The 12,802-nt window shown below is 48.7% G+C and carries 7 protein-coding genes; 2 read left to right on the top strand and 5 right to left on the bottom strand.

Features of this window, described 5'->3' with window-relative positions; translation table 11 throughout:
* Positions 1-11: 11 nt before the first annotated feature.
* On the bottom strand, positions 12-617 hold the full coding sequence (locus tag EFB08_RS09395) for a hypothetical protein (protein WP_123126684.1): 606 nt from the start codon (positions 615-617) through the stop codon (positions 12-14).
* A gap of 361 nt (positions 618-978) precedes the next feature.
* Positions 979-2,208, bottom strand: coding sequence for a tyrosine-type recombinase/integrase (locus tag EFB08_RS09390; protein ID WP_123126683.1), 1,230 nt, complete (start codon positions 2,206-2,208; stop codon positions 979-981).
* A 913-nt stretch (positions 2,209-3,121) separates the two neighbouring features.
* Here EFB08_RS09390 and EFB08_RS09385 point away from each other — a divergent pair.
* Positions 3,122-3,931, top strand: a complete 810-nt coding sequence (locus EFB08_RS09385; RefSeq protein ID WP_123126682.1) for a hypothetical protein — start codon at positions 3,122-3,124, stop codon at positions 3,929-3,931.
* Between the two features lie 102 nt (positions 3,932-4,033).
* On the opposite strand, the gene EFB08_RS09380 is transcribed toward EFB08_RS09385, so the two are convergent.
* From EFB08_RS09380 to EFB08_RS09370, 3 genes are all read right to left on the bottom strand, one after another.
* A complete protein-coding gene (locus tag EFB08_RS09380) occupies positions 4,034-5,965 on the bottom strand; it encodes an adenylate/guanylate cyclase domain-containing protein (protein ID WP_123126681.1) in 1,932 nt (643 codons plus the stop codon).
* A 257-nt stretch (positions 5,966-6,222) separates the two neighbouring features.
* Positions 6,223-8,649 carry a DUF4982 domain-containing protein gene (locus EFB08_RS09375; protein WP_123126680.1) on the bottom strand — a complete coding sequence of 809 codons (2,427 nt, stop codon included), beginning with the start codon at positions 8,647-8,649 and terminating at the stop codon, positions 6,223-6,225.
* Positions 8,650-9,008: 359 nt separating this feature from the next.
* Positions 9,009-10,049, bottom strand: a complete 1,041-nt coding sequence (locus EFB08_RS09370; RefSeq protein ID WP_123126679.1) for a glycoside hydrolase family 53 protein — start codon at positions 10,047-10,049, stop codon at positions 9,009-9,011.
* Between the two features lie 318 nt (positions 10,050-10,367).
* On the opposite strand from EFB08_RS09370, the gene EFB08_RS09365 reads away from it, so the two are divergent.
* Positions 10,368-12,797: a TonB-dependent receptor gene (locus EFB08_RS09365; RefSeq protein WP_123126678.1), complete on the top strand. Its 2,430-nt coding sequence runs from the start codon at positions 10,368-10,370 to the stop codon at positions 12,795-12,797.
* Positions 12,798-12,802 lie beyond the last annotated feature (5 nt).

Raw genomic sequence — 12,802 nt, 5'->3', positions numbered from 1 at the left:
AGCCCCTGCCCTTAACCCCTGCCCAACTTCTTCAGAAAATCAATTCTTGCAATTGATTGAGCATCAGGAAATTCCCACAACAAATTCTTGACCGCCTCTAGTCTTTCGAGTGAAACAAACTCGATAAAGGCCTCTGGGTTATCTGGAATACTGCGGTAATGCTTAAGGAAATGCCTTGGGTTCTTGAGGTGCGGGCACATTAACAATATGGCCTCTATTTCCTTCAATGTCCCTCCCCCAGTAAAATGATCTATGATCTTAGCCTTCTGGAGATAGTGAAGGCATAGAGCCAGCACGAATGCTTCCGGCTCCTGGACGCAGATCGCCATTAAGCCAGCCTTTACTTTTTCGGCTTTCTCATCTTTTACAAGAATTGCCTTCATCCAAGCCAATCGGGAGAGCATGACGGGAGCAAGGTCCCGAAGGAAAAGTCCCTTACCCCGCCCTGGTATTTTCTTGAAGACCTCAGGACTGTCGTAGCAGCATTGGTACCCCCCTAACTCTGCAATTGCCTCAAGGTAAAAGAACAAATCTTTAAGATTATCCAAGTCAACAGGGAAGTCTTCTCCTCCATCACCAGGCAATTTCTCTTTTTCTTCTTCTTCTGCATCTTTCATAGTTCACATTTATATTCCTACCGATTCACATTTGTTTTATTATAATCCAAATATGAATAGTTACAAATATAGAGCTTTGTAAGCAAAAACTAGCAGAAGTATGAATAAAATAATAATGGTCAGAAATCCGTCAGGTGAGAGGCGATCCGATGCTTCACCTCGTCCTCGAAGCTGTCCAGATAGCTCTGGGTGGTCCGCTCGGAGGAGTGCCTCAACGCCTCGGAAATGGCGGCTGTGGATACCCCCGCCCGCTTCAGCACGGCGGAGGAGGAGTGTTGGGCCGAATACGTAGTGACGTTTATCCCGCCCCCAGTTTCGCCTCTATAATCTCTTAATGGCTCACACCTAGCTTGACTTACTCCTAATCTTTCTTAGGAAAAGCTGTAAGCGCAGAGACATACCCACGCTTTGCGTCATCCTCAAAGCTATCTAGATAACTTCTGGTAGTACGTATGTCGGTATGCCCTAAAGACTCACTTATAAACTCTATTGGGGCACCAGAGCGCTTTAAAACTGTAGAATAAGAGTGGCGTGCTGTGTATGTGGTAACCTCTTTCTCTATGCCTAAAGATGAAGCTATACGCTTCATATAGGTATTTATTGACTTCGTTGCTTGCTTAATCTTAGCCAACTCCTTTTCTGGGGTAAGCCCCTCAGAAAGTATAGGAAACACATACCAATTCGGAATAACTGGCTTGTTACCCCACCTCATTATAATATGCTCAGCTTCTGGCAAGAGGGACACTATTATTGACTTAGTATTCTGGCGAGTAGACTTTGCAGTTTTAGCACGCACAAAGGTAATGGTAGCAGAGTCTATGTTCTTGTACTTAAGTAGTGCAATATCCTTTACATTTATACCACTGCACAGATAAGAAAACAGCCATAAATCTCTAGCTTTTGCTTCACTATCACTTTTAGGAGCATAAGTAACTATTTTCTCAATGTCTGCTATAGTGAGGGCCTTTTTCACATTGCGGCCTGCTGGTATCTGGTACTTTCTCTTACCAAAAGGATATTGCCTCTGCTCTACGTCTCCAGCTTCTATTGCCTCGTTAAACAATGCCCTTAGATAGCGCAGATAAATACCCACTGTCGTAAGAGACTTATTCTTACTGAGCATCCACTGCTCATAACTAGAAAGGTAGTCAGGAGTTACGTTTACAAAAGGCAGGACTGTTTTCCCAGTAAAGGCTTTCAGTGAGTTTAGGGCCGACGTATAGCTTTCCGCTGTGGTTATGCTAGCCTCCCTTTTTAGTTTTGCTATATGCTGGCTAAAAGCTATAAACACATCTCCTTTAGGAGATGTATCTACAAACTTTTTCTCAAATAGGTCAAATGTAAATACAGCCATATCCTTGATAATTGCTCTAGCCCTCTTCTCTATTTCCTTTAGCTCAAACTGGGCATCTTTATAAGCCCCTTTAGGTTTTGAGAGTATCACTTTCTCGTAATCCTCTTCTGTAAAGCTGTAAGCTGTGGGGTAGTATTTCTGCTTGCGGTTATAGGTCAGCCTTAGCTTGACAGGAAAGGTGCTATCCTTCAACGACCTTCTGGTATCAAGAATGATTTGGGTTAGTACGTTAGCCACGCTGTTATAAGATTATTATTTGCATACAATTTGCATACATTTCATCAAAAAACCTACAGATACCTATGATTAAACATGATCATAAAACAGCCTCTACGCTAAAACAAGCGGTTTTTACAAATAATTGCAACCAACCAAAACTACTATTAACATGACTGTTAATCATGGGGTCCTTGGTTCGAGCCCAAGAGGGGGAGCTTCTAAATCAGCCACTTACGAGGTAAAACTTGTAAGTGGCTTTTTTAATTACACACATCCTTTAACTTAATCTCACCTACAGGCATTTCCAAGGAATAAGAAAGCTTCTGGAAATATTTGTTCCTGCCTTTACTAAGAGAAGCTTTTTCCACTCTACTTTCTAAACGCAAGCTTAGAAAAATAGTCTTCTACTAAAACTAGGCCTGAAAAAGGCAAGATTAATCTTCCAGCTGTATAAAGGATTTTGTAAATTCGGTAGACTCTTTCCTCCCATGGGCACTTCCAATGGTGCCGTGCTGCAGGCCAACGGTTCCGATGCCTGTGCCATTCCTCTGTTTGGGTTCATCTTCTCGACTTTTTGTATGAGAGCCTTTGCCTGGCAGCAACAACCGCCCGGCCTGCTTTCATTTTCTTCTGAAATACTCCTTACCTGAGTAGAAGCATTTCAGAACGCTACATGCTCTCCAAAACAGAAATCCTCCCTTGCGGAAATTCAATCCGTCGCTTCTATTCACATTGAAAGCCGCCCCTTCCACAAGAACTTCCTTGCGCTACTTGTTGACTCTCGATCACAATACCTTGAAATCATCTTTTATCAGCCAAATTCTAAGAGATAAAAGAATCTATTCACAGTTTTAAATACCTTGAAATCATCTTTTATCAGCCAAATTCTAAGAGATAAAAGAATCTATTCACAGTTTTAAAAACTAGTATCATGAAAAAAGCAACCATTCTCATTCTGGTATTGCTCTGTGTTATGGTAGCACAGTTGCAAGCCCAAACTTCCCCTGCCATTGTGGGTACCTGGGAAATGGTCTCTATGGCCGGAACCAATGAAGACGGAGGGCCTATTACCCGTGATGTAACCACCGTGAAGCAATACAAGGTCATTACGCCCACCCACTGGATGTACATTGTCAAAGGAATGATACGCGACACCCTGCGGATGCATGGAGGCCATGGCACCTACACCCTAACGGGCAATAAGTACGTTGAGAAACTGAGCGATGCGGCCACTACGGACTTCACCGTGAAAGTGGAGGGGGATAAACTCTACCAAGACGGACACATCATTTTCCCAGATGGCAAAAAGGTGGAGCTCCACGAGGTATACAGGAAGGTAAACGGAAACCCTAACTCTAATAAGTCCTTGGTGGGAGCCTGGAATCTAATTTCCTCCAATTACATGGCCGACGGGAAAAAAGTGACCGACACAACCGCTAAAGAATTCCAGCTCATTACCCCTACGCACTTTATGTGGGTTGAAAGGAACGGGGAGAAACCTAAGACGGTGGCTCTTGGCTCCTACACCCTCTCCGGCGATAAACTCCTGCCTAAGTTTATCCTGGCGCCTCCCATGATGAACGAGAAGGATAAGCTGGATATCACCGCCAAAGTAGAAGGAGATAAACTTGTGCTGAAAGGCACTACCATTACCGCAGCAGATGGCAAAGCGCATGAATGGGGCGTGACCTACCAGCGGGCCGATGTAAAACAGGCTAAATCAGTGGCTGGCACCAAATAACCCAGGCATATTTTGTCCTTCTACTTTGTTGATCAAGTATGCCCTGGAAAGACAGAATCCATGGGCTAGAGACTCTATGGTTTTACGGGAAAGGCCAATGGCTTAAACGCTTCCAACCAGGTTCAGCTTCTCCTTCAGAAGCCGGTATCTTGGGTCATCGGGTATTTCCTTGAACAATGGGTGATCAATAAGAATAGCTACCGGCCCCATCCTTTTCTCAATGCATTGGAACAAATAATGAAAGGCTTTGTCACTATCTCCTAGGACCCACCAAATCATGGCTAAGTCTATGTCCAGCACTACCCCCGGTTCCTCGGCTTGCCGTTGCTCTATCTTCTGAATACACGCAAAAGCCTTTTCGGCTTCCCCTAATTTAGCATAGGCACACCCCAAAGGCGTGAGTCCTTTCAAGGGATGGTTTATGGATCTTTGGACTTCTTCAAATATTTCTGCGGCCCTGCTCCAGTCGCCTTTAACACCCATGCACCAGCCCCTCAGCTCCAAAGCTATACGCATCTGCGGATGCATGTCTAATAAGGATTCTATCTGTTTTAAGGCTTTTTCTGTATTTCCAGCATTAAAATAAGCCTCTGCCAGGTACTGGTTTACGATTGGGGACAAGGGGTCTATCTCCAAGGCCTTTTCCATGGTATCAACCGCTTCCTGCTTCCGCCCGGTGCTCAGGTAATAGAACGAAAGCAGCTGGTAAGCCCCAATAGAGGCTGGGTTTAGCTCTATGGCTTTCAGCAACGACTCCTGGGCCTGATTCCATTTCCAGTCGTAGAGCAAGTAAGCAGATCCCTTGGCCGAATATCCTTCGGCTAGGGAAGCATCTATTTGCAAGGCCTTGTCGCTGTACCTGTGCACGGTGGCAAAGGCTTCGGAGGGGTGCATTTGTCCGGTGGCCCCCAGGAAAGCATACCCTTCGGCCGCCAAAGCATAGGCACGGGCATAATCAGGTTCAAGGCTGATGGCTTTTTCAAAACAGGCTATCGCTTTTCTGACATCTTTGGGGGTTATCTTGTTATGGAAGTGCAGGCCTTTCAAGAAATGGGTATACGCCTCCAGGTTTTGGGTGGGTACTTCTACCAACGGTTCTCCATGCTCACCTTCCGCCAGATTTCCCCGCAGTTTGTTGGCGATGATACCGCTTATCTCATCCTGCACGTCAAAGATATCGGTGAGGTTTCGGTCATAGTTCTCGCTCCAGATATGGTAGCCGTCGGCGGCATTGATCAACTGCGCCGAAATACGCACCCGGTTCCCGGCTTTGCGTACGCTCCCTTCCAATATCCGGTCTACGTTTAGCTGGATGCCAATCTCGCGGATATCGGTATTCTTCCCTTTGAAGGCGAAGGCCGAAGTTCTGGAGGTTACCTGCAGGCCATTTACTTTGGTGAGGGCGTTTAGCAGTTCCTCGGTGATACCGTCACTGAAGTATTCGTTTTCGGCATCGGCGCTCATGTTAACGAAAGGCAGCACGGCCAGACGGTTGGTGGGTTGTTTGGTTTTCCCCCTCAGTTCCTCGCGGGTAGGGACCACCAGGCCTTTGTTGTCAATGGCAAAGATGCGGAGAGGCCTTATCACGTTCTTCAGTTCAAAATAACCCATCTCCCGGGCGGTGAGGTTTTCCTGGTTTCTTATCTCATCGAAAACCTTCTCCGAAATGAAAACCGAACCCGGGACGGCCAAGGATTCTACCCTGGAGGCAAGGTTCACACCGTCGCCGTAAATAGTCTCCTCTTCAATGGAGATATCGCCGGAATGGAGGCCTATCCGCAGATCTACTTTGGGTTCCTGCAGCAGGGTTTTCTGAATCTCCACCGCACACGTAACCCCGTCAATGGCGCTCCCGAAAATACTCAAAGCCCCGTCTCCATAGTACTGGAGAATTCTCCCGTGATACTCCGATACCGAGGCTTCCAACACTTCCTTCAGCCTTCGGCGCTTCTCTTTTGCCGCTTGTTCGTTTTCCTGCATTAGCGCAGTAAAACCAACCATGTCTGAAAACATTATGGCAGCAAGTTGGCGCATGGGTAAAAGGGATAAGGTCCGGCTGGGTTTTATCGCATGTTCATCACTCTAATTTTCGGGTCCTTGCTGAGGTACATCCCCGCAGATGCTTGTAATGCCTGGCATTGGGGCAGAAAATGTCATTCACCCATGCCTTTCCTCTAAGGCATGGGTGAATGACACCTATTTTCATGTTCCTGTCAGAGGCAGGAGCATGCTTAATATAACCAAGTTTTCGCTATTAATCTACCATCCTGGCGAAAATGGATGTTTCCATTTTAAAGGGTAGACTTCAGGTTCACCTTACCGGTCTGTAGTCCTTTCCCTTTCACAGTCAGTTCCATGTCTCCCACCTCGTTTGTGGACTGAACCAACACCACCAACTTGCCGCTGAACAGCTTCATGGTAGGCAGATGGAACTGCTCCAGTGAGGTTGGGTCTCCGTTGGAAGCAGCACGGTAACTGCCTTTTCCTTTCACGCCGAAGGTGAGCTGGTTTGTGGCCGTAGGGCACAGGTTTCCGTCTTTGTCCACGACAGATACGGTCACGAAGGAGATATCCTTTCCATCAGCGGAGATCTCTTTCCGGTCAGGCTGCAGCACGATCCTGTGCGGCTTTCCGGCGGTCTTCACTTCCCGCTCTGCCACGGGCTTGCCGTCTTTCCCGAAGGCGACTACTTTCACCGTGCCGGGCTCGTATTTCACGTCCATCCACATAAGGCGGTACCGGTTCTGCGGGGTGGCGGCATGCTTCTTCTGAATGCCCATGCTCTTGCCGTTCACGAACAACTCGGCGCTGTCGTAGTTGGTGTACACGAACACCGGCGTGGTCTGCCCCTCCCGGCCTTCCCAGTTCCAGTGCGGAAGAATGTGCAGGGTCTCAGCCTCCTTGTTCCAGCGGCTGCGGTACAGGTAAAACCGGTCCTTCGGCAACCCTGCCAAATCGTTGATCCCGAAGTAGGAGCTGCGCGATGGCCATTTGTCGTCATACGGGGTGGGCTCGCCTAAATAATCAAAACCTGTCCACACAAACTCGCCTATTACCCAGGGCTTATCGTCCTGCAGCACGAAATCATCGTCGGGCAGGTTCGACCAAGAGCAGTACTCCAGGTCATAGGAAGAGCTCTGAAAATCAGGGTACTGCTTTTCCACCGCCTTCTCTACCGGGAATTTATAGATGCCCCGTGAGCTCACAGTAGAAGCCGTTTCAGAGCCAAGAATAAACCCTTGCGGGAAAGCCTTGAATGCTTCTTCATACAGGTGCACCCGGTAGTTTAAGCCCGGAATATCCAAAAGAGCCCCAAAACCCGAGGCCATGGTGGCTTTCACCTGGTCCATGCCCACGGTCACCGGACGGGTAGGATCTTCGCGGTGGAAGATGTCCTGCAGGAGTTTCGCGCGCTTCACCCCTTCGGCACCCCACTGGTCAGGCACCTCGTTGCCGGAGCTCCACATCACAATGGAGGGGTGGTTTCGGGTGGCGTGCACCAGGTTCACAATGTCTTTCTCGGCGTACTCCTCGAAAAAGCGGTTATAACCATTCTTCACCTTTGGCTTGGCCCACTCGTCAAAGCTCTCGGCCAGGAACATGAAGCCCATTTCATCGGCTAGTTCCAGCTGCTCTATGGATGGCATGTTGTGCGAGCTTCGGATGGCATCGCAGCCCATGTCTTTCAGGATCTGCAGTTGCCGGCGCAGGGCGGCCTTGTTCACCGCGGCACCCAAGGGACCCAGGTCATGGTGCAGGCAGACGCCCTTGAACTTGCGCACCTTGCCGTTCAGGCTGAACCCTACGGTAGGCTTGTAGCTGATCTCGCGTATCCCGAAGCGGGTAGAAACCTCGTCTTTGAGCACATTGCCTGCATACAGTTTAGTGACGGCGGTGTAGAGGTAAGGTGTCTCTGGGCTCCACAGCTGCGGGTTAGGCACGGCCAGGTTCTGCTCAAACTGGTTCCCGAAGAGTTTCCCGGTCGTGTCGGTGGCCACAGTGTTGCCTTTAGCGTCCAGCACCTGGGTCACCATCCGCACGTTCTTCCCAGACACCTTGGTCTTAATGTTCACCTTGGCCAACTCGTTAGAGATAAACGGGGTGGTCACGAACGTTCCCCACTGATCGATGCTCTCCGGGTTCTTCACGATAATTTGCACCTTGCGGTACAACCCGGCGCCCGGGTACCAACGCGAGGATTGGCCCTGGTTGCTCAGCTGAACGGCCAATGTGTTCTTCTTCCCCTCCTGCACTTGATTGGTGATATCAAAGTAGAAATAGCTGTAGCCGTAAGCCCACTCGCCTACTTTCTGCCCGTTCAGGAACACCTTGGGCTCGCTCATGGCGCCTTCAAAGACGATGAGTACTTTTTGCCCCTTTTTGTAATTCGGCAGCGTAAACTCGTTCCGGTACCACGCCTCTCCGATGTAGGGCAAAGCGCCGGTCCGGCCGGTTTTCTCCGAAGGCACTTTTTCCCCGTTCTGCTCAATAGCCACCACCTGCTTGTCTACTTCCTTGTCAAAAGGACCATAGATGGCCCAGTCGTGCGGGACGGTTACTTTTTGCCAGCCTTTGTCATTGAAGTTGACCTGGAAGGCTTGCTCATTCTTCCCTTTTCTGAATTTCCAGTTATCTGTTAACTCCGTCACTTCCCGCACTTGCGCAAAGGAGATCTGGGAAACCAACAGCAACAATGAAACTAACCACCTGTTTATCATGCCTTTTTATGAAATAAGCCGAAAAATAAAATTCTATTCAAGAACACATCCGTTTCCTTTTGAGGGGAAGCTCGTCCTGTGTTAACCCATAATCGCTATAAAGATAGGGCGAAACTACGCGCCGTTAGCCCTGTAAACCAAGGAAACAGGTTGTATAAGTAAGTAGGGTTGTTCAAATCAGCAGCTTTTAAACAGAAAGCAAATCCCTTTATGGGCTTTTCCTCCGTTGCTGCCTGGCCTTTCGTTTGCACCTGTTTTGGTTTTTCACCTCTGAAACAGGGTTAGGTCCGGGGGCATTCCCTTAAAGGCTGGTTCGGGTATTCGCCCCTGTTGTGATTGCCACGGCTTCCGTTTTGAGGCTATTTTACAAGAAAGGCATCCATTGCTTTCGTGGGCCGACCATCTGCCCCCCAGGCGCTGAGCGGATACTTGCTCCAGCTCCTGGCTCCCTGTGGCTCCCAGTAAATGACGCCCAGTCCTTTCCCATTCGGCACCGCTTTCACTTTCTGCTGAACGGCCACGAGCATGTCATAAGTGTTCTGGGGCTTGTTGTCTTCTCCGCCAACCTCTACCACCATTACCTCTTTGCCGTACCTGGAGGCCATGTCATTCAGGTTATCCCCGAGATCATCTATGGAAAGGGTGTAATCCGGATTTCCCTGCAACCAGTAGGGATAATAAGACAGCCCGATCACGTCGTATTTGGCTCCGTGCGCCTGTGCGTTATCGAACCAGGCCCTGAACCGCTGATTGTTGTTGCCTTGGTCCACGTGGAGGATAACCTTAGAGCTCGGGCTTACCGCTTTGATCGCATCATACCCTTTATTGATGAGTTGGGCCAGTTGCGGCCAGTTGGAGACGCTCCCCTCGGGGTAGATCATCCCACTCGGGGTTTCATTGCCCACCTGTACCCACTCGGGCGTTACCCCGGCTTTCTTCAGGTCGCTCATCACGTCATAAGTATAGTCATAGACATCTTTCAGGAGCTGCGGGAAATCATGGCCCTCCCAGGCGGCGGGCTTTTTCTGTTTTCCGGGATCTGCCCAACTGTCGCTGTAATGGAAGTTGATCATGACCCGCATGCCCCATTTCTGGGCCCGCACCGCCATGGCCACCGTTTCCTCCTTGCTGTTATGGCCGCTGGCCCGGTCATTGGAGGGATTCACCCAGGTTCTCAGCCGGATGGTATTGATGCCATGGTCTTTCAGGATTTTGAAACAGTCCTGCTCCTTGCCATTGTCCCCGTAGAACTTGTACCCCGTCGCTTCCATCTGCTGCAGCCAACCGATATCGGCCCCTTTGGCGAACCCTCCGCTTTTCTTCATGCCTGGCTCCACCACACTGCATCCACAGGAAATGATGATCAGCAAAAGCCACAGGTAGGTTGATGTTTTCCTCATTGTCAATCCTTTTATATTAAGTAGTAAAGCTTTCCGTCCTACAAAGTACAATAGAAACCAATTCTAATCTGCAAATACCCACGTTTTGTTCTAAAAAGCCCTTCTTTTTAATGTATTTACCAAAGCCTGAATAGGTTTTGATGCCAACTTGACACGGCCTCACATCTGCCTCCCTCTTGTATATGCTTTCACTCTTTACGGGAAAGACAAATTCTATAGAATCATTCTAAATAACTTTGGAATGTAAAGAGTAAGCCTTAATATTGAGCTATTATTTAGAATAAGTCTAATTAACAAGTTTAAGGCTTGTTTGCCAATATGAGAGAACTACTAGGGTGGCATTCTATAAAACCTATTCCTTCCTTTGAAAAGAGACTTTTTCTGTTCTTTTTCTTCCTGTTTTCCATTCCTTTTACCGGAAATGCCCAAAATACGGGAGCAGTCTCAGGGAGAGTGACCGATTCTGGGAGCAAGGCTATAGAGTTTGCAAACGTTTTTATCAAAGGTACCGAAGCCGTAGCCCAGACCAATGCAGAGGGGTACTTCTCCCTTTCCGCTCCAGAGGGCGATTATGATCTGGTTATTTCGTTTGTAGGGTATTCTACCAAAACGGCCCTAATACAGATAGCAGCAGGCCGCACCACCAATCTGGGGGCAATTGTTTTGTCAGGAACCCTGGACATGGAAGAGGTTCTGGTCACCGGAAAAACGCAGAATACCATGGTAAAGGAAGAGGGCTTCAATGTCACCGTTCTGGATGCCAAAAAGCTGTACAGCACTTCCGCTGATCTTAACCAAGCCTTGAACAGAACCACCGGAATCCGAATCCGGGAGGAAGGCGGTGTGGGCTCAGACTTCAGTTTCTCTTTGAACGGGTTTTCCGGAAAACAGGTCAAATTCTTCCTGGACGGCATTCCCATGGATAACTTCGGGTCTTCCCTCACGCTCAACAACCTGCCGGTGACCATGGCGGAGCGGGTAGAAGTCTACAAGGGCGTACTCCCTATCCATTTGGGGGCAGATGCTTTGGGCGGTGCGGTGAACATCGTGACGCGGTCTAACCCCAATTTCCTGGACCTTTCCTATGGCGCTGGCTCTTTCAATACGCACAAAGCCTCTATAAACGGTGCCTTTACCAATCCCATAAACGGACTTACGTTCCGGGCAAACGCTTTCTATAACTATTCAGACAACAATTACAAGGTACTGGTAAACCCGATCAATCTAGTCACGAGCCAAAAGGAAGAGGCAAAGGAAGTGGAGCGGTTCCATGACGCCTATAAATCCGGGACCCTGCAATTGGAAGGAGGCGTTACCGGAAAAAAGTACGCAGACCTTTTTTTAGTAGGGCTCATTGCCTCTGGCAACGATAAAGAAATCCAGACCGGCGTCACCATGGAACAAGTGTTTGGGGCCAGGACTTCCCGCTCCTCATCCGTGATTCCTACCCTGAAGTATCGGAAAACAGACTTTTTGATCAAAGGGCTGGACGTGAGCCTGTACAGCGCCTATAACATGACCCAGTTCAGGCTGGTAGACACTACCCGCCTGAAATACAACTGGAACCAGGAAACAAAGCAAACCGATGCGGCTGAAACAACCCGGACACAATTGAAGAACCGTGACAACGAAGGCTTGGTAACCGCTAACCTGAACTACGCCATCTTGCCCGACCATTCTCTCTCCTTAAACTATGTGTTATCTGATTTCGGAAGGAAATCAAGCGATGTGGAAGATCCGCAGAACGTGACGTTCCAATATCCCCAATCCCTGAAGAAGCAAGTTCTGGGCCTTGCCTGGCAAATGAAAAAGAAACGGTTTAACGCCACAGCTTTCTCCAAGCTCTACCTGCTGGACGCCCATTCGTTTGAAGGACGCACCGACAAGACCAACAACACTACTTCTTACCAGGCAGTGGAAACCCAAAACCAGTACGTGGGTTATGGCGCCGCCCTGGCCGGGTTTATCTTACCCCAACTGCAGTTAAAAGCCTCTTATGAACATGCCTACCGCCTGCCAGAGGCTATTGAACTACTGGGAGACGGGCTGTTTGTCATCGGCAACTCTTTGCTTATACCAGAGAGCAGTGATAATATTAACGTAGGAGCCAATTATTCCTTCACCCTCCGCAGGGATCACCAATTCGGCGTAGAAGCCAGTTACCTATACCGCAACTCGGGTGACTATATCCGTCAGTTCCAGCAACAAAACCAACCTGTCGCCCGGCAATACTCCAACTTCGGCAACGTGATCACCAACGGGGTAGAAGGTAGCCTCAGCTATGCCTGGAAAAACAGGTTCCAGATGGGCTTAAACCTCACCTACCAGAACATCATAGACAAAGAGGAGTTCTTCGTCATTGAAAAGGAATTCACGGGTACTGAAATCAATAAAAACTGGGGGTATGACTACCCTATTCCTAACACGCCCTACCTGTTTGGGAATGCTGAAGTAGGCTACTCCTTCCCGGATCTAGGGGCCAAGGACAACGTGCTCACCCTGAACTACAGCTTGAATTTTGTGGAGGAATACTACTTCACCCCGCATCACCTGGGCTTTAACAATGACGATGTGATTCCGCGTCAGTTAGCCCAAAATGCCATGGTCAACTACACGTTGCAAAACGGCAAATACGGCTTGTCGCTGGAATGCCGCAACCTAACGGACAGCAGACTCTATGACAACTTCATGCTTCAGAAGCCAGGCCGCTCCTTTTTCCTGAGGGCCAGATACTTTATCAATAAATAAAATCA

Source organism: Rufibacter latericius (assembly GCF_003721515.1).
Classification (GTDB): domain Bacteria; phylum Bacteroidota; class Bacteroidia; order Cytophagales; family Hymenobacteraceae; genus Nibribacter; species Nibribacter latericius.
The sequence above is the reverse complement of the archived record's forward strand: the minus strand, read 5'-3'. Positions and strand labels throughout refer to the sequence as shown.

Coding starts and splice junctions, on each gene's coding strand:
- EFB08_RS09395 (WP_123126684.1), bottom strand. CDS start 617: ATGAAAGATGCAGAAGAAGAAGAAAAAGAGAAATTGCCTGGTGATGGA.
- EFB08_RS09385 (WP_123126682.1), top strand. CDS start 3,122: ATGAAAAAAGCAACCATTCTCATTCTGGTATTGCTCTGTGTTATGGTA.
- EFB08_RS09380 (WP_123126681.1), bottom strand. CDS start 5,965: ATGCGCCAACTTGCTGCCATAATGTTTTCAGACATGGTTGGTTTTACT.
- EFB08_RS09375 (WP_123126680.1), bottom strand. CDS start 8,649: ATGATAAACAGGTGGTTAGTTTCATTGTTGCTGTTGGTTTCCCAGATC.
- EFB08_RS09370 (WP_123126679.1), bottom strand. CDS start 10,049: ATGAGGAAAACATCAACCTACCTGTGGCTTTTGCTGATCATCATTTCC.
- EFB08_RS09365 (WP_123126678.1), top strand. CDS start 10,368: ATGAGAGAACTACTAGGGTGGCATTCTATAAAACCTATTCCTTCCTTT.